Here is a 24,988-nt window from a genome sequence, read left to right as displayed (position 1 = left end):
CCGAATTCCTTGTGCCTTCTGTCACATATGACTAGAGACATATGCCTCTAGAGGGAAGCCCCTGTCTCATTGGCCCTGGCGCTGGCTGCTATCAGGCGGCGTTTCGGGCATTGGCAAGAGCGGGGCAATCGGGTTGACCAGGCGATCAACAATGGCCCCAAGCCGCTGAAACTGTGGCCCAAGCTCGGTCTCTGCGAGCGGAATCCTCACTGGCACATCCAGTTGTACTGGAATAGATGTGACAAGTTTGACATTCATATTCAGATCAACAGGCAACTCAAGACCAGCAGGAAGCTCAATGCTGACGGTAGCATTCAGGTTCCCCCCGCCACCTGGGAAGGTAATTGCTGCCGGGGCTACCAGGGCCACCGGTTCAGTCAGGCGCACAATATTGCGCTCGGTCATGATTGTGTCGGGATTGATCGGCACATCAAGCTCGATCGGCAAGCGGGTATCAAGGGGGACGGTATAGATAATCGTCGCCCCTTCGAGATCTCTCACCACATCTTGCAACTCAGAGAGATTGGCTGCTGCAAACGTCTGGGTATTGCCGACAATCGAATTGACCTGACTGCGGTGATTTAGTAAAATACCGCCCAGCACCCCAACGATGATAAGCAAGATGGCGTTGATAAAAAACGAGGTCCAGATCAGGGCTTTGTAGAGAGGCGCAAGACGGGCATACCGGGGGCGGGGGCGTGTCGCAACTTCAGGGGTTGCTGACGCATGTGACTGAGTGACAGGTTCGACGGCCATGCTGAACCTCCCTCGCTTCTGTTGTGGCCTAATTTAAGACATAACGTGACTGATCGCAGTCTACTGAGCAGGATCATACCACGCCCCATCAAAGCTGTAAAGCCTTTGTTGCCTGGGCCTATTCGGCGCGTTTCATATAGGCCGTAACCCCATTGAGGCCAACGCGCCGTTCCAGTTCGCGCACCCGTTCCATGGCTGGGCGGTAGGGATGCTGCGCTTCAAGCATGCGCTGAGCAGCATGCGTACAACCAAGCCAGCAGAGATGCTGGTAGGCGACCCATTCGGCATGACCCTCGCGTAATTCATCATCCTGGAGCAACGGACAATGTTCGCCCTGCCAGGCATGCGCATATTCATGGGCTACCGTGGTGCGGTACGTCAACCGTGGCAACCCATAGAGCATATAGATTGTCCGCAGATGGCCACGACGCTGATAGATACCTAACGTCTGCAAGCCTGGCCCTGGGGTTGTGCTTCCTTCATTCCGAAGCGCTTCCAGGGTCGGTGCATCAATGACCCGCAGGGCGACACCTACATTGAGCGTCATGCCGAGTTGTGCCACCACCCCAGCAACAGTTTCGTCAAAGAGCGCCTGCGCAACCAGCGGGTCATAGATGGCGGTGGTATGACAATGGGCGCAGTGCAAACGTCCATCATGCAACCGCCAGTGATATTCACCTACTGGTGCACCGCAGCTTGCGCAACGAGGTCGTGTCGCCATGCAATTGGCACAGTAACGCTCACGCCGCCCCACAAGGGTGAAGTAGCTATCGCGTAACGCGTTCCCACACGCTGCACATTGCTCTGAGTTCCACATACTGGCCCCTAATCCTACAACGAGCGTAACCTCGTACTTGACGTGTTGCGCGGTGGATCATTGGCCACAAACAGATCAACGTTCTTCGGCGAGGCGCTCACCGAGCCATTGCTGCATCAAACGCACGCCATCGGGGTGAATACCGTGCCCGACGGGATACTCCTGGTAGGTATGCCGTACTGGCAATGGTTCTAGCAAAGCACGGGTATGGTGGGCTGCCGTCACCGGAATCACATCATCATACGTGCCATGCATCTGCAAAATCGGCATGTTGGTCAGCGCTTCAGGCAAAGCGGTCGGCACCAACTCGGGATCGAGATAGCCGCTCGAGGCAATAATGCCTGCAATGGCCTCAGGAATGTGTACCGAGAGCGCCAGGCTAATGATGGCCCCTTGACTAAAGCCAAACAGGTAAGTACGACGCGGATTGGTGCCAATCCGTGCCGGCAGATCGACGACAAACCGTTGGGCCAATTCCACCGCATGCGTCCGCGTCGTCGGGTCGGGGATCAGCCGTCCAGGTGTCCCGCCGAGATGATACCAGGCGTACCCACCCCACGGGAGCGTTAGCGGTGCCCGTGCGCTCACGACATAAAAGTGGGGGTCAACATAATCCGCCAGATCAAAGAGATCGTGTTCATTCGCCCCATAACCATGCAACAGCAACAGCAGTGGGGGAGCCTCATTGGTTAGCTGGCGTGGTTTGCGTTCAATCGTATGGATCGTCGTCACGGAATGATCAACTCCTGGCCTATGCGCAGGCTATCAGCCTGCTCGGGCGTAAGATTATTCACGCGTAGCAGATCAGCCACACTTACTCCAAAACGCTCGGCAATGCCCCGGAAGGTATCACCAGCCGCAACGGTATAACGCTGGCCCCCGGCAGGGGGTTCAGGTGTCGGTTCAGGTGTCGGTTCAGGTGTCGGTTCAGGTGTCGGTTCAGGTGTTGGTTCGGGCGTCGCCGTCGGCTCAGGCGTCGCGGTAGGCGTCGCCGATGGCCGTGGGGTCAACGTGGGAAGAGGGGGCATCGCCGTTGGCCTCAGATCCTCTGTTGTCCCCGGGGCTAGCTCAAGCTCCACCGGCGCCCCTGGCGGCGCCCCTGGCAACAGCAAGGTCAAATTGCCAACGCGCAACACATTTGTCTCGGCACGTGACAACCCTATTGCGGCCCCGATCGCCAGGGCAAAGATCAGCGCAACACCGATCACCATGGTGCGTTCACCAATCCGCCGATGCGCCAGGCGCAGCAGAAGTGCGCCGAGAATCGGCAAAACGAGAGCCACAAAGAGTAGAAGATACATTAAGGATTGCGCCATAACAAGATTATTGTACCATATGAGTTAGGCGCAGCGTTACGACGTTGCGGTCGCGCAGAACGTATGCTGGCGCAGTGGGCCGTGTACGCCAGCATAGATACGCTTCACCGATCCTTTAACCACACGAGCACCCATATGTTACCGCTACACTCGACCAGCGCCCGGCTCGCGGCCGCAATGCTTGGCTATTTCATTCTTGTGATCGTCTTGCTGACCCTCTACCCTTTCTACTTCGCGATCCCCTTGCAGTTTGAACTCGATCTGCGTGTGCGCCCCGACGATATCATCGAAAACATCATCCTGTTGCTTCCCATCGGCTTTCTCTACCGCCTGACTGGCGGGAGTCGCCGCGGGGCGCTCATCCTGGGTTTCACGTTGAGTATGAGCGTCGAGAGTCTGCAACTCTTCCTCCCGGTGCGTACCGCTGCCCCAGTAGATGTGGTCGCCAATACACTGGGGGCTGTCGCAGGGGCTTGGCTCTACGATCATCTGACGGCACGCCTTACGATGACACCGACAATGGTTGGCCGACTGGCCCTTGAAATTCCCCTCATGGGCCTGCTGTATATGCTGATACCCCTGCTCTGGATGAACGCTCTCGCCCTAGAGGTCGAACCCGACCGTTGGGTTCTGACCGTACTGATCTGCATAAGTGGGTCGATCATTCTCAGCGATATCTATCGGATGTGGGGCGGCCAGTTTGGCCTATCTGCGAAAGGATGGCTAGGACTCGCTGCCGCAGGCTGGTGTCTGCTCGGGATGGGCCCGGGCGTATTGCACATCTTCCCCACAGTTCCGATGGTCATTGGGGTGGCCCTGCTCACCATGGCGCGCGCTGCCTTACCGTGGCGCATCACCGAGCGTCGCTTCGAGCGGATCACCCTCGGGCGCATCCTGCCGGGTTTCACCCTCTACGTGATTTTGCTAGCCCTCTGGCCTCCGCTCCGCGAACTAACCGCATGGCACGGCACCTTTGGGCTGACTGACCGGATCGAGCCAGTGAACACACGCTATCCTGCGGCCCTGCTTGAATACCTGGCGGCCTTTACCGTGCTCGGCTACCTCAGCGCCGAGTGGCGTGGACGGGCCGAGCGCCCTCTGGCGCAGGATCTGCCACGCCTGTTCTTGATCGCCCTCGGTGCGGCCCTTGCCATGGAAATCCTGGTTGGCTTTCAGGAGGGGCCAGGGGCCAGTCTTGTCCGTCTTTGCTTAGTGGTCAGCGGTGCCTTGAGCGGTGGCATGATCTACCACCTACAACGAAGCCATGTGCGTTTCCTGCTCGGACGCCCAGCACGTTAGGGCAGGAAGGCCCGCTACCTACCTGATAAATCTGTGGTATACTGAACGCTTAGTATGCGTCTGATATAATGTCCTGGAGGAAATAGACACCTATGGTTAGAATTCGTCTTCGCCGCACTGGCAAGACCAAACAGCCTAGCTACCGCGTCGTTGTGGCTGATGCACGCTCGCCTCGTGATGGTCGGTTTATTGAAATTATTGGTCACTACAATCCTGTTCGTCAGCCCAAGGTGCTCGAGATTAAGGCCGAACGCGCACGCTACTGGCTTGGCGTTGGGGCTCAGCCGAGCGATACAGTCGTGCGGTTGCTCAAGCAGGTTCACGTACTCGATAGTGAAGGCAAGCTTATGCCAGCTTCAACTGAGCCTGTCGAGGCGTAATTGCAAGCGTGATCAGGCGCTGACTGATCACAGATCTGCAGGGTTCGCAATGAAAGCACTGCTCGAATATATTGCGTTGAGCCTGGTGGATAACCACGAGGCCGTCCACATTAAAGAGCGCGTTGGTCGGTTTACCGTAACCTATGAGTTATCCGTCGCCTCTGATGAGACGGGCAAGGTGATCGGGCGAAGTGGCCGCGTCGCCAAGGCTATCCGTGATTTGATGGGTGTAGCTGCGGCACGCCAGAATAAGCGTGTCCACGTTGATATTGAGTAACACGAACTGCATGCAGGTTGCTGAGCCGTGCGTTGTACCAGGGTGTCGGCAAGCTGCATGCTTTTTCTATCTGGATCTATGAGCGACGAGCAATTGCTATTAATTGGTCAGATCCTGGCCCCCTTTGGGGTGCAGGGGCAACTCAAGGTGCGCGGATTGACCGACCGCCCCGATTATATTGCACGCCACGTCAAGCGGCTCACGCTGCAAGTGGGCAAGCAGCGTACCCAGTATACGATGGTGCGCCTGCACGAACATAAGCCTGGGCAACTTGTGCTGACGCTTGAGGGCGTTACTAGTCGTGAGGCCGCCGAGGATTTGCGCGGGGCCGAGATCTATATCCACGAGTCTGAGGCCGCCCCTCTCGCCAATGATGAGTATTTTATTCATCAACTCATTGGGCTGAAGGTAGTGACAGTCGCCGCGCAAGATGTTGGTACCGTGCGTGAGGTGCTCACGACCGGGGCCGGTGAGATCCTCGTGATTACGCGCCCCGGCCAACCCGATGCGCTCGTCCCGATGGTTCACACCTTTATTAACCGCCTCGATCTCGCCGCTGGAGTGGTGGTGATAGACCCGATCGAAGGTCTCTTGTAACCCTGGCCCCCTCGGGCGGGCTTCGTCCCGCTATTCCGCAACCGGTAGTTTCATCCGGAAGGTCGTACCCCTGCCGACCTCTGAACGTACCGCTAGTTGCCCATGATGCTGCTCGATAATGCTGTAGCTGACTGCGAGGCCAAGCCCCGTACCTTTGGTGCGCGTGGTGTAAAAGGGTTCAAAGATTTTCGGCAGATCAGAGGCGGCAATCCCCGTACCGGTGTCACTGATCTCAACCACGATAGCCGGACGTAGCGGCGGTTGCCGCCCCTGACTCCCCGAGACAGCAATGAAACTCGCGTCGTCTATATCAGGCGTGTCAGCGTCGATGAGATATGTGCGCACATACAAAATACCACCGTCAGGCATTGCTTCGAGCGCATTGAAGATCAGGTTGAAGCAAACCTGTTTCATATGGTTGCTAATCGCAAAGATCCGTGGGAGACGTAGTGCGCCTTCGCGTTCAATGCGGACACCCTGGGTGTGAACCTGATTTTCTATCAGGGTCAACACCGCATCAAGAATGTCATTGATCTCGACCGGGCGCATGCCCTCGCGGGTAGGCCGATAGAAATCGAGCATGCGCTGCACAATGCTGATAAGGCGTTCAATCTCATCCTGGGTCATCGAGAGGTAGATCTGGCGTTTCTCTTCGGTGAGGGGGCGACTTCGCATCAGATGCACCGAATTATGGATAGCCTGCAAAGGATTGTTGATTTCGTGGGCAAGTGATGCCGAGAGGCGCCCCAGCGCGGCAAGCTTTTCAGCCTGCACCATCTGTTGCGAGATCCGCTGGCGTTCACTGATATCACGGGCGATCACGAGCAACAACTGCTGCCCTGCGTGCGGCACCCGGCTCACACTCGCGGCCACGGGCAACGTCTGATCGTGGCGGGTGCGTAACTCAGTCTCGATCTCGCGCTGTTCGAGTGGCTGATGGAGCTGGCCGTTGTAACGAACCGCAGCTAGCAGAGTAGCAAGGTCGGGAAAGAGCACGTCAGGAGAGAGCGCCATCAGATCCTGGCTTGGATAGCCACTCAACTGTTCGAGGGCCAGGTTTGCATCAAGAATTGACGCCCCTGCTTCATCGAGCAGCAGCACCGCATCAGTGGCGTGTTGCAACAGCGCACGATAGCGCGCCTCTGATTCGGCGACCTGCGTATACAGACGGGCATTCTCAATCGCAATCGCTGCTTGCGCTGCCAAGAGCAGCAGCAACTCTTGATCAGCCTCGCTAAAGGGCGTACCACTCAACACCTTGGCTGCGGTCAGCACCCCGAGCACCCGATTCCCAGCCAGTACAGGCACGCACACGGCCGAGACAATCTGATCCTCAAAGAGCTTGCCCTGCAAATCTGCCGCTGGTGGTGACACAATGCCATTGTCATCAATGCGCAGTGATTGGCGATGGGTTGCCACAAAACCCGACAGACTCTGCTGCACTGGGCTACGATGCCCTACAGCAATCGGCTCGGGCAACCCCGAACAAGCGACAATCCGAAGCCACAGACCATCGTCTTCGAGGAGCATGAGAGAGGCGCGGTCAGCATCCAGCTCAGCCCGCACGGTTTCGATAATCTGGTCTTGCAAGCGCGGCAGATCGAGTTCGCCAAGGAGTCGCTGGCCCACGCGGAGGGCCGGACGCAGTGCGGCGACGCGATCGCGTGAACGGGCAGCGCGCCGCTCTGCGACCATCTCGATGACGATGCTCTTGAGTTCTTCAGGTTCAAACGGCAACAGCAACATCCCGCGTGCGCCAAAGCGCATAGCGCGTGAGGCATGGGCAACCGTTGTCTCGGCACTGATCAACAGAATTGGCGTATCCACCCCGCGCTCGCGCAACTGGGCTAGCATCGCCATATCAGCCTGGGCTGGGTCGGTCAGGTCAAGAATGACCAGATCATAGGTATTGGCAACAAGAACCCGGGCTGACGTCTCAACGGACCATTGATGAAGCACCGCAAACCCTGCCTTGCGGAGCGTCTCGGTACACGAACTACGCAACGCAGGATCGACAGCGAGCAAGAGCACACGTCCAACATGTTTCTGTTTCGTTTCCGACATAGACCCCTGTAGCATGCTTTTATGGGCTAAACCGACGTTCCAATTCGTGCCAGACGGCTTCAGCCGGAAGGCCCTGATCTTGCAAGAGCACCAGACTATGGTAGATCAGATCGGCCATTTCATAGGTCAATTCAGCGTGTGAACCATTTTTGGCCGCGATAATCACTTCGGCGGCCTCTTCCCCGATCTTCTTCCCAATGCGATCAACCCCGCCGTGGAGCAACTTGGCGGTGTATGATTCTTCGGGCTGCATCGTACGGCGCAGAGCAATCAGATCAGCCAGACGCCCCAGGATAGCGGCAGGAGGGGCCGGACTGGACGCAGGCTCCCCATCGAGATCGTGATAAAAACAACTCCGCGCACCCGTATGACACGTCGGCCCGGCGGGTTCGGCAAGGACAAGCAATGCATCGCTATCGCAATCCTGACGGATGGCAACCAGATCCAGCCAGTTGCCACTGGTCTCACCCTTGCGCCAGAGCGCCTGCCGCGAGCGGCTCCAGAAGGTTACCCGCCCGGTCGTACGGGTTAAGGCAAGCGCCTCTTCATTCATCCAGCCGAGCATCAACACCTCGCCAGTGCGTGCATGTTGAACAATCGCTGGAACAAGGCCATTGGCATCGTATTTCATATAGACATGTCTCATCTTTGCAGCGGTGCATACCGCTCACAGGTACCGGCAGAGGGCAACTAATGACGGAAATGACGGCGTCCCGTAAAGACCATTGCCGCACCTGCGGCATCAGCGGCGGCGATCACCTCGGCATCGCGAACTGAGCCACCGGGCTGAATGATCGCTGTCGCACCAGCCGAAAGGGCCGCTTCGACCCCATCGGCAAAGGGAAAGAGCGCATCGCTTGCAACGACACTACCCTGCAGCGACAGCCCAGCCTGTTGGGCTTTCCAGATAGCAAGACGTGAACTATCAACGCGGCTCATCTGCCCGGCCCCGATGCCCAGCGTCCGGTCAGGATCCGCGTAGACGATCGCATTGGACTTGACGTGCTTGACCACGCGCCAGGCAAAACGTAACGCCTGCCACTCTTCGGGGGTAGGGGCACGCTGGGTCACCACCTTTGTCTCTTCGGCTTCGGGCACCGTCCGATCCGGCTCTTGAGCAAGCACCCCGCCGGGCACACTACGTACTTGGAGACCAGCGAGGCTTGCAACCGGCTGCAGCGCCCGCAGCAAGCGAAGATTCTTCTTCCGGGAGAGGAGTGCGAGCGCCTCGGGGGTGAAATCAGGAGCGATAATAATCTCGGTAAAGATCTCGGCAATAGCCTGCGCGAGGGCGGCATCGAGGGGCTGATTCACCGCAATAATCCCCCCAAACGGAGCCTCGCGATCGGTCGCAAAGGCATGTTCCCAAGCCTCAAGCAGCGTTGCCCCTGTACCGACGCCACAGGGATTAGTATGCTTGACAATCGCCACAGCGGGGGTGGAGGCAGCGGGGAACTCTTCAATCAACTCAGCGGCAGCAGCGGTATCAAGGATATTATTGTACGAAAGCTCACGCCCGTGGAGTTGGGCAAAAAGGCTATGGAATTCGCCATAGAGCGCCGCGTGTTGATGAGGATTTTCGCCATAGCGCAAGGGTTGGGCAAGCGGCCAGGCGTGACTGAGCGTACTGGGCAAGAGTTCATCATTGAGATAGGCAGCAATCGCGGCATCATAGCTCGCGGTATGGGCAAAAGCGCGGGCGGCGAGGCGGCGACGCACTGTAACCGGCACAGCCCCGGCCTGCAGATCAGCGAGCACCGGAGCATAATCAGCGGGATCAACGAGGGCCAGGACATCATGGAAATTCTTGGCCGCAGCGCGGAGGAGTGCCACCCCACCGATATCAATCTGCTCAATCGCCTCATCGAGGGTCACCTCAGGGCGAGCGACTGTCTGCTGGAACGGATAGAGATTGACGACCAGCAGATCAATCGGGGCGAGGCCATGGGCCGCGAGTTGTTCGAGATGAGCCGGGCGATCGCGGCGAGCGAGCAAGCCGGCGTGAATAGCGGGATGGAGCGTCTTGACCCGACCATCAAGGATCTCGGGGAAGCCCGTCACCTCACTCACGGCTACGGCGGGCAAACCAGCCTCCACCAGCAAGCGCTGGGTATTACCAGTCGAAAGCAGCGTTACCCCCATCGCGTGCAGGGCACGGGCGAGATCAACGACCCCGGTTTTATCATAGACACTGATCAGAGCGCGCACAACAACTCCATATGAAACAAGACGATACAGACACACGAAGACCCTCCCCGAGGCGACGGGCAGGGTCGCAAGCTGCGTTATTTTACCACATCTCGGCCCATGGTGTGCTTACGCAAGCGCACGACTCAAGCGAGGTAGGCCTTGACGGTCACGAGGCCCACCTCAATGAGGCGCGTCAGAATCTCGCAGGTGCGGAACTCACCGAGGCCACTGCGTTGAACAATTGCGTCGACACTATTCTTCCCATTCACCATCGTCAAGATCCGCCACTCGGTAGGATCGAGCTGAATCTCGGCGGTACTTGAGGTTGGATTGATCAAAATCCGGGGCACCAGATCGAGCGAAGGGAGAGCCTGCTCGATGCGGAGCCAGGTATCCTGGCGGTTCACGCCCTCCATAATCAAGAGCTCATTTGAGAGGGAAATCGTCGGCTGAGCGAGGCGCTGCTGATCGTCAAAACGAAAAGGGCCCGCTGTGAGTGTAAAGAAGGCATAGAGTGCCGCGAGGGGATCCAGACCGGGGCTCGTAGCCCCGATAATCTTGCCATCACGGAAATAGATCCAGCCTTCGAGGGTTTGCCCACGACACGGCCCACTAAGGTGGACGCCACCGGTCTGCTTACTCAACTGGATAAGCTGGATAATATCAGTGAGTGGAAATTCACTCAAATCGCCTGCGAGGGCCATAGATATCTCAGGAGGTTAGGCGAACACGACACCAGCGTCGTCTTACAACTTACTAATGACCGCACGGCTAATCGCACGCAGGGTCTCGAAGACACCAGTACCCACAGTAGCGACGGCCTCGACGCGGGGCCAGTGCATACGAGTCACCCCGAGGAAATGATCCATCGTCGGGACTGGAGCCAGCACCTCTTTCGGCAGATCGCGCTTATTATACTGCATCACAATCGGGAACTCGGCAAAGCGCTTATTTTGGCGCGTAATATTCTGGGCAAGTTCCTTCAAACTATTCACATTCTCTTGCATTTTACTCTTATTCGAGTCAGCGACAAAAACGACGCCATCCGCCCCATTGAGCACCGCGACGCGGGTACGTTCATAGAGCACCTGACCGGGAACCGTGTAGAGGTGGAAGCGGGTCTGAAAGCCACGCACCTTACCGAGATCGAGGGGCAAAAAATCAAAGAAGAGGGTACGTTCGGTCTCAGTAGCAATCGAGAGCAAATCGCCCTTGACCTCTTTGGGAACCTGACTATGGATATAGCGCAGATTCGTCGTCTTGCCGCACATACCAGGGCCATAATACACGATCTTACAGTGGATCTCACGAGCTGCAACATTGATCAGCGCCATAGATTTTCTCGTATACCTGCACAAAGCAGCGACCAGGGCGCAGGCAGGGCCACACTGCGCAACGGCGAGAAACGCTCACAAAGCATCCCCGGCCACCTCCTACGGCTAGTCGCGGAAGAGCAGATCGATGGTATCTTCCATCGAAGTGCGGAACGATGAGCCCAACACCTCATCGCGGGCCTTGTGTTGCTGACGCACCCGTTCGAGCACCGAAGCCAGTTCATCGGTCGCCTTCTTGGTCAACACCTTCACAAGGCCGATATGGGTTCCTTTGTTAAAAATGATACAGAGTATCCACTGTTCTTCGATCAGAGCAATGAAAATATTCTCACGCACCCCCTGTTGGAACGAAGCGCGGAAATCGCGTTCACGGAGCAGTTTAGCGACCTCACGTGACGAAGCGAAGACGCCCGCGATCAGCGCCCCGAGGGCCGTAATATCCTGGCGATCACCGTCCCCTTGCGAAGAGATAACCTGCCCACTCTTATCGAGGAGCAGCGCATAATCACTGCCTGTATCCTCAACAAGTCGAATAAGACACTCTTCGATGTGCCTGAGTTCTTCAGTCGGGACAATGATACTTGTCAACTGTGGATCCATCACGGCCTACCTTGATCTTGTGCCTGTGGGCAGATATATATCTGTTAGTTTAGCAAAATTATAGCACAGTGCCGATCAGATTGCGCTCAAAGCTTCGAGGATTGCCACCCGATGCTTGGCAACAAGAAAGCGAAGATAGCCGAGGTCATCACGGCTATTGGCCAGGATCAGCAGCAGCGCATCGCTACTCATCGGTTCAATAATCACGAGGCCCTCGCCATATTCCAACACCATCTGGCGAGGTTCACCTTTGGCTATTTCACGCCCAAGGGCTTCGGCGAGCACGAGACTATTCGAGGCCACGGCACAGATAGCATCGACGTCATGCTCGGCTTCAGCCAGGCTTTCGATGAGCAACCCATCGGGAGCAACAACAGCGGCGAGTTCAACACTGGACAGCGTCCGAAAGCTATTCAGCAGATTCTGCAAATGACTGCTCATAGGGCGCGATTTCCTTGACAGGGCACGGAACCGAGGCAACACCAGTGCGTCTACCTCTGCTTATTATACACATTGGGCGAACCAAGGCATGACCAGTCATGCCTACGTTTCATTGCCATTCGTGCGCTCACGCTCTTTGGGGGGGCGTCCGGTACGAATATTGCGGAGTGAATACACCGTTGCGGCCAGAGCACGATCCGCCCAGCCATAGATCGTCGGGCGACTCTTCGCGAGTTCTTCGGCAATTTGCGTGACATTCGTACGATATTCGGGGTCAAACGTAGCAAGGTTAATGCGAGCCGATGCCACAATTTGCTGAATCTCTTCGATCGTCAGTCCGTGCTCACGCATCAGTTTTCTGGCTCGCTTGCTGGTCAGGTCGAGCTGCATCCGTTCGCTCCTTGCCAACCCTATTGCAAATCACGCCTACAGATACCGCTTGCAACCTTTCGAAGTGTAAGTACTTATTATCATATCATGCAGCCTTCAGGCTGTCGAGTCTTGCGTACGCCTACGCCATGGCGATTGCATCACTTTTCAAATAAGACCTCACAGGTCTGCTCGTCGGCATTGGGACGCCATCATCAAGACCTGTGAGGTCTAGCCCGTTGCGCATATAACGGAAGCTCCATCCCCGTTTACGCGGCGTCGGACGCTGAGCCCTGCTTTTTAGATCTGGCACGCGCCAGATTGTACTGGACTGGCTTGAGCATACGCAGTGTCAGCACAAGGAAAAAGATCGTCAAGGCGAGCGAGAAGAAGACATAGGGGATCCATGGTGAAGGAAGCGGCAGATCGCCTTGCGTCGAAGGCACCGTAAACCAGAGAGGACTCTCACCCTCGGCGAGCAACCCAGCGGTGACACCGAGGGCCATGAAGGGATGGAAACTGACCAACAGACCAACCCCATAGATATAGAGGACATGATCACTGAACCGATTCGTCAGGATTGTAGTGACTACCAGCAGAAAGGGCAAGAGGAGTTGTACACCAATGATTGTTCCCTGTGCCACCACGGTTGCTGAGAGCGTTGTCCGCATCACCGTCGACCAGAAGAGTCCAATCGTGGCATAACAGATGGCGGTGACGATCAACCCAAGCACCCCAATGACAAATTCGGTGCCGGTGACGCCACCAAAGAGAAAGGAGAGCCCGGCCATAGGCAACGCCGCCGCGATGAGCAGCATCGCAAACGCCAGGGCTGAGACGAGTTTGCCAAGGGCGATCTGCAAGGGTGAGAGCAGCGTGGTAATCAACAGATCGTAGGTCTGGCGTTCTTTTTCACCTGAGATAGCCCCGGCGGTCAGTGAGGGAGTGATCACACAGACCTGAATAAGGCTCGCCGTCATCACCGTCAAGAAGATCGCCTTGCCAATGCGTCGCCCGGCCTCGGGATCATTGAAGGCACCGCTAAAAGAATCCGACGCGGCGGCATAGACAAGCAACGTCACGCTGGCAATCAGCGTCAGATAGACCACCAGAATGATCAAGGGGCGATTCCCCCGTATCCGCCCGCGGAGCTCACGGTTCAAGACAGGGTTATTGCGTAAGCGGATCATGTGAAGAACTGTCCCAGCAGTCGATTCACCTCTTCGGGCGCCTCTTGTTGGACCCAGTGACCAGCGCCAGGCAAGCGATGCACCATCAGGTCGGTCACATAGGGGCGTGTTGCTTCAATAAGTTCCACCCCAAGATAGGGATCATCTTCGCCCCAGATGAGGCATGTAGGCACCTCACAGCGTCGCACCTTGCCGCCAGTCAGCCCTTGCATCCCGCCACGGGCAGCAGCGCGGTACCAATTCAGCGCTGCGGTCAACGCCCCAGGGACACTAAGCGCATCTTTATAGGCATCGAGATCATCTTCGCTGAACGCATCGGGGCGTGTAGCCGAGGTAAGCGCCAAGTCGATCAACGCATAGTCCCCTGCCTTGAGCAGCAGTTCAGGCAAGAAGGGGAGGCTAAAGAGGCCCATATAGAGGCTACGCTGTTGTTGTTGCCGATTGGTACGCAGTTCTTTGGCAAAAGCCACGGGATGGGGCGTATTGAGGATCGCCAGACGACGGACGCGATGGGGATAGTTCATCGCCGTGGCCCAAGCCACAGCACCACCCCAATCGTGGCCGACGAGCAGCGCCTGCTGATGACCAAGGGCCTCGATCAACGCAACGACATCAGCTACCAGCACATCAATTTCATAGCCCCAGGACGGTTTATCGGTCTGATGATAGCCACGCTGATCAGGAGCGACAACGGTAAACTGATCGGCGAGGGCCGCCAGTTGATGCCGCCACGAATACCAGAACTCAGGGAAGCCGTGCAGGAACAGAACCAGCGGTCCTTGACCTGCGGTCACATAGTGCATCTTGATGCCATTGATCTCGAGATAGTTGTGCTGTAGTTTGTTCACGTTACTTCCTTCTGTCACTTGCTGGTAGCAAGTGTACCACATCCACAACCTGGTTCTCAAAAGAGGGGAACGGTGAGGCAAGGAACGGGAGATAGGCAATGTGAGGAACATAATGTATATTGATGCGTGTCAGGCCCAGGTTCTGGCTCGTTGTGGCACCAGGCGCACTGCCGAGCGTAAAAGCCCCGTAGAAGCGCTCACGCAGCATACTATCGTCGGGGAGTGACCAGCCAACCCTGAGTTTGAAAGGTTCGCCTGCGGGTTGGTTTTGTGGCCCGGTGATGGTCAGGTTGCCAAGATCGATTGGCGTTGTTGGCACAACGGCCGTATAGAGATCAACGGTCTCTACGGCCGTATCTGAACTTGCCCAGAGCCAAACGATGATCAGGAGGTTTGCATCTTCTGCCAACCCATACTTGTCGCGCAGATGAGGCAGGCCGAACAAGTCGCACGTTTCTTCAGCCGAGTAGGTGAAGCCAACGCATAGGACTTCTTTACTTTCAAGAATGCCGTCATTATTGTTGTCAAACCCAACAAAAATATCGACGTCAAGTGCTGTTGAATTGGCAGTTTCAACAATAATGCCCATCGTACGGTCGAGCGACGGAGTAAGCACCTTCGTGTACATACGGCTGTAATATGAAAGCCTGATGCGTTGCCGATCCGACTGCACCATTCCATAGACCGCATGTTGAAGATCGGTGATAGCTATTGCTGTAGTATCAAGTTCAATCGTCTGTGTCAGAGCATTCGTGCGGATATTGATGGTTGCAGGAAGATTGCTATTGCGCATTTCAATAGCAAGCGGAAAGCTTGCACGCGGGAGATCACCTGTTGCTGACAGTACGGCTATTGCAGGTGTGAAGGTGAGGTAGCCTCTTGCCTCTGTCCCGCCAGCCTCAACAGGTAGCTCGCTCCCACTTGCTGTAATCGTGATGGTCTGGGTTGCCCCTGGGGCAAGCGTGATCGTTGCTGGCGAGACCGTTACAGCTAACCCGGTAGTGCCCGTGAAGGCTGGGGTCCACGTTGTCGTTACTGGCAAGGTACTCTTGAGTGTACGAATCCAGACACATTCCCCAAAGCAGTTACGATTGGTGAGGCTCGGGAGATTGAGCGTTGTCACATTGCCGTCCAGGGTCGGGTCAGCTGCCGCAAAATTGGCGGCAGTCTCATCGAGCACAAATCCAGCGCGCATTGCGCGCCCGACATTGATCCGTCCTGCGCCAACCTCAAAGGGGTCATCAGAGGTATGCTCGGCCGTCGTCATCAAGGCCGAGCGCACTTCTGATGGAGTCCATGACGGATAGCGTTGGCGGAGCAGGGCAGCAGCCCCCGCATTGTGCGGGGCGGCCATCGAGGTGCCGCTACTAACCGCAAACCGAGGCTCGCCCATCGCATTAACCGTCACTGCGGCGATAATATCAACCCCTGGCGCAGCCACATCAGGCTTGAGCACATCTGGGACCGTCGTATCAGGCCCGCGTGAGCTAAATTCGGCTGTCAGATCAGCTTTTGTTGTGGCCGCTATGCTCATCACCCACGGTGCATTTGAAGGTGCCCCAATGGTACCTGTGTACGGGCCACTGTTTCCAGCCGAAACGGAAGCGAGGATGCCTGCTTCGAGGGCATTGCGGAAGGCAACCGCATCAGGTTCTACCCATGGGTCACTCGAATAGCCCCCAATTGAATAGTTGATCACCGTAACGCCATCCTGTGTCGCTTGATCGATGGCGCCAACAAGGGCTGACGTTGGACAACCCTCATATATACTACAGCCATCGTAGATAATCAGGTTCGCGTGAGGAGCTACGCCGCCGATCTTATCAAACGTGGATCCTTCTGCCTGCACGTTATGTAATACGTTACCGACGGCTGTACTGGCGGTATGCGAGCCATGACCATAGTCATCGAATGGACTTGCACGCCACATAGGGTCAGGACTCTCGCTCGTCGCAGGGAAGGTATATGCTCCAACAAGCTTGTCATTGCAGCGAAAGCCATCGTGATAGGCTGGACTCTCAGCGTCGGCGCAGACCCCCTTATAAACTCCTTCACCAAACGGATTGGTATGGGTATAACCATCAGCCCCAGTTGCGGCAAAAGCTGGATTGAAAGGATCAATGCCAGTGTCAATCACCCCAACGAGTACCCCTTCCCCACGGTTGGGCAGGATCTGACCGCGGATCTTGCCGGTGAGAAAATCAGGTGCCTCGTGCAGATTGACGTAAAGTTCGCCCGCAAAGAGCGCATCCTCGACCGCCTGGCTCAGGATAACGCTACCGAGGAACTGACCATTAACAAGCTGATAAGGCGCAAGATCAACGACAGCCGGGCCGTTCGCATCCGCCGCTGCCTGATGGATATGTGCCCCTGGCCCGCTGATGGTGACGCCACGGCTGCTAATTGTAAAACGAAGCAACTTGCTGATCGCATCATAATGAAACGTCGCGCTGCCCGTTGCCTCAGAGGAGACCGGGGGAACCTCGTTGGTGCCAGTGAGATCAGCCCGGAAGATCGCCGGGCGTGTATCAAGCTGACTTGCCCCAATAATTGACGGGCCAATATTTGTATGCAGTTGACGATAGGCTTCACGGGTCACTTGCACAACCCCCGGAAGGGCAGCAAGTTGGGTTGCCTGCTCGTGACTCAACACACTGACAAATCCATTGAAGGCCGTAGTGAAGACCTGTTCAACTATGATTTCGTCACCGAGAACCTGTTCAGCCGCCACAATCACCTGCTGGCGCTGGAGCGCCAAATAAGCGCGATAGCGCTGACTTGTCACCGACTGAGGATCGAGTTGGCTGGTACCTGCAACGCGGGGATTTGTTGCAGGGATACCTGCAATGCCACCTGCATAGGTTGCGAGTGGTGGGTCGGCGAGGAGCACGATATAACGAGCCGGGCCATCGTCAGCGTGAGCCTTCGCCTTGGTCACATGCGCGTCTAGGGCGGCAGCAACGACTGAGGGTTCTGCGTGGGTATGCGTGGAAAAAGCATAGCCTGGGATAAACGTGAGCGCCAGCATGCTGATAACCAGTAGGCTCAAAAGAGATACAGAATGCTTTAACATAGTCCGCGCCCCTTGAGAACAAAATAAAAGTTAAAAGTTTGTATAAAAACAGCAGCATAAATGTATAACTTTTAGTATATTATACCATGAAGCAGTGCAATCATAATGAGGTCGTAAACCTCTCAGTTGTGCCACTGAGCACACTCCATCCATTCCGCACAAGCTTCCGGAACGTTGGCGGGCCGCATGGTCGTTGGCTCAGCAGATCTTCCGACCTTTCCAATAATTTGACTGAACCGCATGAACGCGCTATAATCAACCAGATTGAACGGGGCGTAGCGCAGACCGGTAGCGCACCTGAATGGGGTTCAGGAGGTCGCTGGTTCAAATCCAGTCGCCCCGACCAGTCAAAAAAGACGCAGGCCACTTGCTAATCAGCAAGTGGCCTGCGTCTTTTTTGACTTTATCTTGAGAGCGCATCTTCTGGCGGGCTTGTGCGGTCTATAAGTCAGGACATTTGCCCAAGCGAGCCAGAGGAATATATGCGTTACTATCAAGCGTTTTTGCTTCAGTTGGTTTTTCGTGGAACCTTGCTCCTCTTTTTTCTGCTTCCCCTGTTCCCTACGGCTGGTCTGGTTTTGCGGCCAGCTTCTGCCGAGGCCCATGTGACCCCTGCGGGGGCTTTTGGGAGCGCGGTTGGCTGTTTGCAACAGCCAGATCAATTTATTACCAGCCGCTATGCCAATACGATGTATTTGCCTCCCGGCTCAACGACCGAAGCCGCCGCGGCTCGGAACCTCCCCGCAGTCCAGGGCTTAACAATGAATTCGGCAGGTGCGATCCTTGCCACCATTGGTGATCTGGGGGCTATCTATGGTCTGGCGTATGATGATGGCGCGGTAAGTGGGCGTGAACGCATTTTTGCCGCTGCCTATACCAAACGCCTAACCCCGTATGGGCCTGGCGGTCCCGGGGCGATCTATGTGCTGACCCGCACGCCGACCGGGTGGCACCTCGAGGGGCATATTACGGCCCCCGGGGCAAGCGGCGTCAATCGCCCCACGTCAATTCCGCCGAATTATACCGATGAGCAAGCGATTGCCGGTGTGGGCACAACCAGCCTTGGTGATATCACGATTAGCCCCGATGGGCGTACGCTCTATGTCGTCAACCTTGGACCGAAACGGATCGAACGCTTTGATCTGACAAGGCTGGGGTTGCCGCGCTATAGCGGTTCACTTCCCATCGATCTGAGTGTCATTTCGTCTGATCCGGCTGTTCAGGCTGATCTGTGGCCGTTTGCAATTGCGTTCTGGCCTTTTTCCTCGGATCGTAATGCGCCTCATCTCGTGGTTGGGCTTACCGATAGTGCTGCGCGTGGTGGTGGTGCAGCGACAGCGAGTGGCGACTATTTTCAGGTGCCGCCACGGATCTATGTGCTTGCGCAACATTTGGGCGTAGGACCCTGGGCGCTCGCGTTGCACCAGGATCTTGGCAATACGCTGATCCAAGGCATTAGTCAGCGCCATGCGGGGACGCTCTTTGAAGAGGTGTATAGCCAGTGGCCTGGTCTGACCCGCAGTTGGAACCCCTGGCGTGAAGACTTGCAAGCGTTACCGCGCTTTGATAATAGTGTTTTCTATGCGCAGCCCATGTTGACGGCGATCGAGTTTCTCAACGAAGCACCGTCAACAGGCTCACCGGCCCAGGGCCGCCCACTGATGATCCTTGGCCTCCGTGATCGCACCGGCGATCAGAGCTTCAATGGCAATGCCCAGACGCCAGACTTTCATTACAGCTCAATTGCGCAGGGCGACACCCTCACCTACCGCCTGAATAGCTCGTGGCAGTGGGTTTTCCAATCAGGTGAAGCCTACGAAGATAACGATTATCAGGGTATGGCAACTGACCCAATCCCTGCCCATAGCGAAAACCATATGGGGGCGCTGGCGAGTGTCCTGAATAGCCAGACTTCGGTTGAGAACATTGGGACCACGCTGGGGATTACGGCGTTGCGTGGACGCAATGCCCAGGAGGTGCGGGTCTACGAGCAGGCCAGTGGAGCGGTGACGAGTAGCGCGATTTCAGGCCGTGCCCCGGTGATTGCCGGCGAGACCGCGTCGGCGTCGAAAGCCTCGAACCTGGGCGACCTCGAGGTCTTGTGCAACTACGCGTTAATTGGTGGGCGGGTCTGGGATGACCTGAATGGCGATGGGATTCGTCAGACAGGTGAACCAGCGATGGCGAATGTTGCGCTCGAACTCTTTCAGGGCATCCCTCGATCGGCTCCGGTGATGAGCTCGACAGCCCGTGCGGTGACTGATAGCCAGGGGCGTTACCTATTTGCCGTTCCGCCCAATACCAACTTTGGCATCCGGATCACTGCCAGCGGTGGGAGTCCGGGTCAGTGGACACGGGCGACGCTGGCGCAGGCGGGATATCATTTCACGCTGCCTCATGCGGTAGCTGACGATACGATTCGCAGCAATGTTGATCCAGCGCTTGGCATCATCGAGTTTGCGTATCCCAATGAAGATCTGAGTCCATATGCCATCCGTCCACCATGGAATCGTGCTGATGAACGCACTTTTGATCTTGGACTCACGCGACAGCCGCCAACGGGACGGATTGGGGATTGGGTCTGGCTTGATACGAATCGCAACGGCCTGCAAGATGATGGGGCAACGGGAGTTGCCGGGGTGACGGTAGCACTTGAAGAGGCGACGCTTGGGGCGACGCTGCCGCGGCTGGTTGATCCAGTCACTACCGGGGGGAATGGTGCGTTTGCGTTCACCGATCTTCCTCCAGGTCTTTATCAGGTGCGTTTTAGCAACCTGCCCTTTGCACCAACTCTTTTGAGGCAGGGCAGTGACCGTAACCGTGACAGTGATGCCAATGCCAGTACGGGGTATGCAACGGGGTGGATCAGGCTGCAGCCGCATGAGACGCGCAACGATCTTGATCTGGGCCTTGTGAGTGAGGCCGATCTCTGGGTCACCAAACAGGGGCCACCCAGCGTGCGTGCCGGGGTGAGTTTTGAGTATACCCTGGCCTATGGCAATCAGGGAAGCAGCGTAGCGGCAGGTGTCGAGATGCGCGATTTGCTCCCGCCTGGCCTCACCTATGTTGCGGCGCAGCCCGCGCCGACAACGGTCAACGGGAATGACTTGCGCTGGAGTATTGGGGCACTCCATGCAGGTGCGACGGGCAGCATCCGTTTGACGGTGCGAGCCGCAACAACTTTTAGTCCGCCGGATGCGGTGCGTTGGCCGGTCGAAAACCAGGCCACGATTAGTACGACGAGCTACGAGGTGACAACTGCAAATAACGAGGCGCGCTACACCACCGAATTGTTGCGTCCCGAGCTTGGTCTGAGCAAAACAGCACCAACCCACGTACTGGCTGGCGAAACATTTACCTATCAGCTCGACTATCACAATAGTGGGAGCACAGTTGCCCGCAATCTTGGGATCACCGATCAGTTGCCTGCAAACGTCGCTTTTGTGGCCTTCGAGCAGAACCCTGGCAATATCTGCCATTATCTTGGGACGGCCATCGAATGTGCCTTGCTCTCGCTTGCCCCTGGCGGGCATGGCACGATCCGTTTTCAGGTCAGAGCGCTACCAAGCGAAGCTAATGCACTGGTCAATGAGGCTCACATTAGCACAACCGACGAAGGGGATCGTCTCGGCAATAATCAGGCGACCACCACAACGCTGGTGCAGTACCCCGATTTAGGTCTGAGCCTGCAGATCAATCCCCGTCCCTTGCCAGTTGGCGAGACCGGAACAATCAACCTCAGCTATCGCAATAGTGGCCCTGGGATCAGCTGGGGCAGTGTGCTAACGGTCACACTTGATGCCGAAACGCGGGTAGGCAACCTCACTGGCAACTGCCAGAGTATAGCACCGCTCAATGGGGAACCGCGGGTGCAATGCAATCTTGGTGAGATCAATGCCAATGCAGCGGGGAGCGTCGTTGTGCCCGTGCAACTTCCAGCGACGCCCCTGGATGCGGCGACGTATGCCGCCAATACATTGACAGCCCGCGGAACCATTGCTGGCATAACGCCCGAGCGCAGCAGCACCCTGGCGAATAACCGTGCCAGCGATCAGGTCGACGTCACGCGCCCGAATGTCTGGGTGCGGGTACAGGCCGTCAACAAGAGTCTGCCCGCTGCCGGGCCGGCTGGTTGGCTGAGCTTTGTCAGGTTCCGGGTGACATACGGCAATAACACAGCGAGTCTGACATTACCGCCGGCGTTACGGCATCCGGCTCACCTGACGCGCCCGGCTGCGGGGACGAGTCTGAGGATTATGCTGCCAAGCAATGCCGAACTGGAACAGGTGAGTGACGCAACAGGGGCTCCCCTTGGGGGCTACGTGAGGACGACTGATGCCAGCGGCGCACCAATGCTCGTCTTTGACTACGGGACACTTGTCGCACACGCGAGCGGCGATCTCTACCTGACGGTACGTGTGCGCGAGCAGCCAGGGGCTATCGTTGGGCTGGCGGCGAGGATTGCAACGACAACCCCTGGTGATGAAACGATTGACAACAGTGCCGCCGATGCAACTGATATTGTTGCTCCTCCTACGGGCATTGATGGCACAGGAGTGGTACGGCTCGCCATGCACTCAGAGTTTGACCCAAACCATGGCGGGAGTGACCCGAACGATGCTGTCTACCTCTCTGAGGGAACCCGGATCACGTGGCCAGCCGGGGAAGTGCTCGATTTCACGCCGCGCCTGACCGAATTACGGGTCAATGACCCCTTCAGTGGCCTCGACCCATTGTTGCCATATGCCTATTACGGACGCGTCGTAGGCTGGAGCGTGGTGAATTACCAGGTCAACGGACGCACCATTGATGCGCGTAGCGACGCTGATGCGGCCGGGAGGGTTGGGTGTCGGGTGGGAAGCAGCACGCTCGCGCAGACGGCGCTTGCCGGTTGCACCTACATCTATCCCGGGGCAACCACGGTCGGCGGGCCAATCAATGCCGTCTTGCCAACAGCCCCTCTGACCGAAAACGAGATGCAGAGTCAGGGCCATGTCTACTGGACCCATCGAGGACCGGCGGGCACCCCACTGCCAACGATGCGGTCGGATGTATATCTCTTTACGCTTGACCCGATGGAGGAGGTACGGCTTACCGTTGCGATCGAAGTAGAAGTCTGGGTTGTCAACCTCTACCCTGGCGCACCCTTGGGCGACTGGACGCTAAACCCGATCAGGATCACCAGCATTCCCGAGGTGCGCCAGATCTACCCCGAGACGTTCGGGATCACGCTGGTTGTCCCACGGAGTGTCGTTGGCCCGGGCCATCGTCCAGGTGGCGCACCAACGACACCATAACAACAGCGGAACACCGCAAGGAGGAACGAAATGATAGTCAGACGTGAACGTGGACAGGCGATTGTCGAATTTATGCTGGTGATAGGCATCTTTCTCGCCCTCGTTTTGTGGCTGGTCTGCATCGGGCAGATCCTGTTGGCAGGCTACACCGTCAACCAGGCCGCACGTGCAGCAGCGCATCAGGCTGCGCTAGCGGGCGGGGCCTCGGCAACGGCCTATGATGCGGCGGCAGCGGTGCTCAATGCGGGCGTGGGAACACGGGCCGATGCGGCGGAGGTACGGATCGAATGTCTGCGGACACCGTGCCGACGTTACGACCCGATCACCGTCAACATTGCCTATCAGGGAGCGTACTGGGCGCCGGTAGCCCCCTTTTTCAACGAATTCACCCTTGAGTCTGAAGCTGTGCGCGCTGCCGAGCGTGATCAGCAATAGGAGGGTTCACATGAAGCAAGCGCAACCAACCACCTTTGAACAAGCCTCACAGGTTGCCTCCAGCAAACGTGAGACAACGCCACTTCAAAGCAAGCCCCAGCGTTCATTGCGTGGCACCGCACCGCAATGGCAATGGCGGCGACGGCTCGGGGGGCTACGTTCGGCGAGGGAAGCGGGGCAGATCATCCCGTTGGCAGTGATCATCCTGCCCTTCCTGGTGCTCTTTACCCTGTTGGTGATCGAAGTGGCGGAGCGCTGGCTTGAAGTCGCTATGGTCGAAGATGCCCTGCAGCAAGCGACGCGCTCGGCAGTACAGCAACTCGACTATGCCGCCTTTGCCCGGGGCGAGATCGAACTACGGGGAGGCGCGGCCTGCCAGTCCGTAACCGTCGCCCAGGCCCAGGGGACAGCCTGTGCCGCCATTCTTGGGGTTGCTGCCGAACTCTTTCGCACTAACCTCACGAGTGTCAGGGGGCTCGTTGCTTCACCGGCAAGCGTCACCGCCCAAGTACGCTGGACCGTCTTGCCCGCAGGAGGGAGTTGCACCTACAGCAATGGGGTGAATGTCCCAACTGAAACCACGCCCCTGATCTGTGCCGAGGTTCGCCCGACTATGAAGGGGTTGGTCGGGTGGGGCACCTACACACCCCTGATTATCGCAGCGGATCGACTAGAGCCTGTGACCCCGCTTATCTATTGAACTCTTTTTTGGAAAGGAGCGAACACCATGACGACCATGACACCCAACGCGCCCTCTTTAGGGCAGGCCCTGACACGGAAGAAGGCGAGTCCTTTGCCAGTTCTGATGCTTGCGGCAGGCTTGATCGCAGCGATCGCTTTTGCGGTGATGGGATATCTCGAGAGCCAACGAACCGAACAGGTCGTAGTCTTGATCCATGAAGTGCCCTTTGGTCAACAGCTTGTGGCCGAAGACTTGGGCATGGTTGAGGTACCTCTGCATCGTCCGGTGCCCCTGGCGGGCATAACCGACGCGAGTCTTGTGATTGGACAGTATGCGGCACGCAACCTTGGCGTCAATGATCTCGTGCAACCAGGGATGCTTATGGCTGCACCACCGGATCAACCTGTCTATCCGAATGGCGAGCAATTGACGGTCAATATGGTGCCAGTCCCCTTCAGCGTCGCAGCGCTCGGGCCAGTGAACTACCGTGATCGGGTCAATCTTGGTTTTAGCGATCCGTCGGGCGATCCGGCGCTTTGTGATGAGGCAATTGCAGCGGCGGCAGGCGAAGCACCAAGCAGAGTGACGGTCAGCCAGGGCGAACTCGGGACACCACGCCCGTATGCGTGCCGCCTGCTCAGTTCGGTGCGCGTGCTCTGGATCGAAGGAACTACTGCTTATCTTGAGATGACACCCTATCAGGCCCATACCATCTGGGCGTTGCAGGCGGCTGGGTTGCCAATGTGGGGCGAGCGTTACGGCAGCACGTCAGAAGTCCTGAGTGCATTCGACCGGCTCGATATCGGACAGGTCACCCTACCGGCCTTGCTTGCACCTGCGCCTGAAGGAGAGGCCGCTGACGTTGACGCGAACGAGCTCCCCGGAACGCATACATCCCTTCCTGGGGCCAATAGTCCTGTGCCTGGAAGTGAGCAGCCTTGAGACGGGAAGCCGAAGAGATGCAAGCGAGGCCTGCGGCCTTGAATAGGGGCGCGCCGTGAGGTATTCAGCCAGGTCAAGCCC

At 57.2% G+C, this 24,988-nt stretch carries 23 protein-coding genes and 1 tRNA gene; 9 read left to right on the top strand and 15 right to left on the bottom strand.

The window, feature by feature from the left end; all coding sequences use genetic code 11:
- Positions 1–66 precede the first annotated feature (66 nt).
- The 4 genes from A9Q02_RS03795 to A9Q02_RS03780 all read right to left on the bottom strand — a co-directional run bounded on the left by A9Q02_RS03795 (position 67) and on the right by A9Q02_RS03780 (position 2,874).
- Positions 67–756: a hypothetical protein gene (locus A9Q02_RS03795; protein WP_097651026.1), complete on the bottom strand. Its 690-nt coding sequence runs from the start codon at positions 754–756 to the stop codon at positions 67–69.
- Positions 757–874: 118 nt separating this feature from the next.
- The gene (locus A9Q02_RS03790; RefSeq protein WP_245860311.1) at positions 875–1,417 is read right to left on the bottom strand and encodes a protein DA1; all 543 of its coding nucleotides are present in this window, start codon (positions 1,415–1,417) and stop codon (positions 875–877) included.
- 231 nt (positions 1,418–1,648) lie between these two features.
- Positions 1,649–2,305 (bottom strand): alpha/beta hydrolase, encoded by a 657-nt coding sequence (locus A9Q02_RS03785; RefSeq protein WP_097651024.1) that lies wholly within the window; start codon positions 2,303–2,305, stop codon positions 1,649–1,651.
- On the bottom strand, positions 2,302–2,874 hold the full coding sequence (locus tag A9Q02_RS03780) for a LysM peptidoglycan-binding domain-containing protein (protein WP_245860309.1): 573 nt from the start codon (positions 2,872–2,874) through the stop codon (positions 2,302–2,304). Before A9Q02_RS03780 ends, A9Q02_RS03785 begins: the two co-directional genes overlap by 4 nt.
- A 150-nt stretch (positions 2,875–3,024) precedes the next feature.
- Here A9Q02_RS03780 and A9Q02_RS03775 point away from each other — a divergent pair, with 150 nt between their 5' ends.
- The 4 genes from A9Q02_RS03775 to rimM all read left to right on the top strand — a co-directional run bounded on the left by A9Q02_RS03775 (position 3,025) and on the right by rimM (position 5,442).
- Entirely contained in the window at positions 3,025–4,188 is a 1,164-nt protein-coding gene (locus A9Q02_RS03775) for a VanZ family protein (RefSeq protein WP_172450601.1), read from the top strand.
- Between the two features lie 92 nt (positions 4,189–4,280).
- A complete protein-coding gene (gene rpsP, locus A9Q02_RS03770; RefSeq protein WP_097651021.1) occupies positions 4,281–4,568 on the top strand; it encodes a 30S ribosomal protein S16 in 288 nt (95 codons plus the stop codon).
- Positions 4,569–4,617: 49 nt separating this feature from the next.
- Positions 4,618–4,845 (top strand): KH domain-containing protein, encoded by a 228-nt coding sequence (locus tag A9Q02_RS03765; RefSeq protein WP_097651020.1) that lies wholly within the window; start codon positions 4,618–4,620, stop codon positions 4,843–4,845.
- A gap of 78 nt (positions 4,846–4,923) precedes the next feature.
- Complete coding sequence (gene rimM, locus A9Q02_RS03760) at positions 4,924–5,442, top strand: ribosome maturation factor RimM (RefSeq protein ID WP_245860307.1); 519 nt, start codon at positions 4,924–4,926, stop codon at positions 5,440–5,442.
- Positions 5,443–5,472: 30 nt separating this feature from the next.
- On the opposite strand, the gene A9Q02_RS03755 is transcribed toward rimM, so the two are convergent.
- The 11 genes from A9Q02_RS03755 to A9Q02_RS03705 form a co-directional block, all read right to left on the bottom strand.
- Complete coding sequence (locus tag A9Q02_RS03755; protein ID WP_097651018.1) at positions 5,473–7,506, bottom strand: hybrid sensor histidine kinase/response regulator; 2,034 nt, start codon at positions 7,504–7,506, stop codon at positions 5,473–5,475.
- 19 nt (positions 7,507–7,525) lie between these two features.
- Positions 7,526–8,137, bottom strand: coding sequence for a bifunctional phosphoribosyl-AMP cyclohydrolase/phosphoribosyl-ATP diphosphatase HisIE (gene hisIE / locus A9Q02_RS03750; protein WP_097651017.1), 612 nt, complete (start codon positions 8,135–8,137; stop codon positions 7,526–7,528).
- 59 nt (positions 8,138–8,196) lie between these two features.
- Positions 8,197–9,714, bottom strand: coding sequence for a bifunctional phosphoribosylaminoimidazolecarboxamide formyltransferase/IMP cyclohydrolase (purH, locus tag A9Q02_RS03745; protein ID WP_097651016.1), 1,518 nt, complete (start codon positions 9,712–9,714; stop codon positions 8,197–8,199).
- Between the two features lie 125 nt (positions 9,715–9,839).
- Entirely contained in the window at positions 9,840–10,400 is a 561-nt protein-coding gene (locus tag A9Q02_RS03740; RefSeq protein ID WP_097651015.1) for a DUF4388 domain-containing protein, read from the bottom strand.
- A gap of 42 nt (positions 10,401–10,442) precedes the next feature.
- Positions 10,443–11,030, bottom strand: a complete 588-nt coding sequence (locus A9Q02_RS03735) for a GTP-binding protein (RefSeq protein ID WP_097651014.1) — start codon at positions 11,028–11,030, stop codon at positions 10,443–10,445.
- Between the two features lie 105 nt (positions 11,031–11,135).
- Entirely contained in the window at positions 11,136–11,630 is a 495-nt protein-coding gene (locus tag A9Q02_RS03730; protein WP_097651013.1) for a roadblock/LC7 domain-containing protein, read from the bottom strand.
- Positions 11,631–11,705: 75 nt separating this feature from the next.
- A complete protein-coding gene (locus tag A9Q02_RS03725; protein WP_097651012.1) occupies positions 11,706–12,071 on the bottom strand; it encodes a roadblock/LC7 domain-containing protein in 366 nt (121 codons plus the stop codon).
- Positions 12,072–12,173: 102 nt separating this feature from the next.
- Positions 12,174–12,461, bottom strand: a complete 288-nt coding sequence (locus A9Q02_RS03720; RefSeq protein ID WP_097651011.1) for a hypothetical protein — start codon at positions 12,459–12,461, stop codon at positions 12,174–12,176.
- A 248-nt stretch (positions 12,462–12,709) separates the two neighbouring features.
- Positions 12,710–13,630, bottom strand: a complete 921-nt coding sequence (locus tag A9Q02_RS03715; RefSeq protein ID WP_097651010.1) for an ABC transporter permease — start codon at positions 13,628–13,630, stop codon at positions 12,710–12,712.
- Positions 13,627–14,478: an alpha/beta hydrolase gene (locus A9Q02_RS03710; protein ID WP_245860302.1), complete on the bottom strand. Its 852-nt coding sequence runs from the start codon at positions 14,476–14,478 to the stop codon at positions 13,627–13,629. Before A9Q02_RS03710 ends, A9Q02_RS03715 begins: the two co-directional genes overlap by 4 nt.
- Before the next feature lies 1 nt (position 14,479).
- Positions 14,480–17,551, bottom strand: a complete 3,072-nt coding sequence (locus tag A9Q02_RS03705) for a S8 family serine peptidase (RefSeq protein WP_097651008.1) — start codon at positions 17,549–17,551, stop codon at positions 14,480–14,482.
- A 269-nt stretch (positions 17,552–17,820) separates the two neighbouring features.
- Between A9Q02_RS03705 and A9Q02_RS03700 the strand changes: the two genes are divergently transcribed.
- The 5 genes from A9Q02_RS03700 (at position 17,821) to A9Q02_RS03680 (ending at position 24,907) form a co-directional block, all read left to right on the top strand.
- Positions 17,821–17,897: transfer RNA gene (locus A9Q02_RS03700), tRNA-Pro, on the top strand.
- Positions 17,898–18,033: 136 nt separating this feature from the next.
- Positions 18,034–22,848: an SdrD B-like domain-containing protein gene (locus A9Q02_RS03695; RefSeq protein ID WP_097651007.1), complete on the top strand. Its 4,815-nt coding sequence runs from the start codon at positions 18,034–18,036 to the stop codon at positions 22,846–22,848.
- Between the two features lie 30 nt (positions 22,849–22,878).
- Positions 22,879–23,283, top strand: a complete 405-nt coding sequence (locus A9Q02_RS03690; RefSeq protein WP_097651006.1) for a TadE/TadG family type IV pilus assembly protein — start codon at positions 22,879–22,881, stop codon at positions 23,281–23,283.
- Positions 23,284–23,293: 10 nt separating this feature from the next.
- Positions 23,294–23,983: a hypothetical protein gene (locus A9Q02_RS03685; protein WP_245860296.1), complete on the top strand. Its 690-nt coding sequence runs from the start codon at positions 23,294–23,296 to the stop codon at positions 23,981–23,983.
- Positions 23,984–24,010: 27 nt separating this feature from the next.
- Positions 24,011–24,907: an SAF domain-containing protein gene (locus tag A9Q02_RS03680; protein WP_097651005.1), complete on the top strand. Its 897-nt coding sequence runs from the start codon at positions 24,011–24,013 to the stop codon at positions 24,905–24,907.
- Positions 24,908–24,988: the final 81 nt, after the last annotated feature.

Source organism: Candidatus Chloroploca asiatica, assembly GCF_002532075.1.
Classification (GTDB): Bacteria; Chloroflexota; Chloroflexia; order Chloroflexales; family Chloroflexaceae; genus Chloroploca; species Chloroploca asiatica.
Note: the sequence above shows the minus strand (reverse complement) of the source record. Positions and strands in the feature narration are given on the sequence as shown.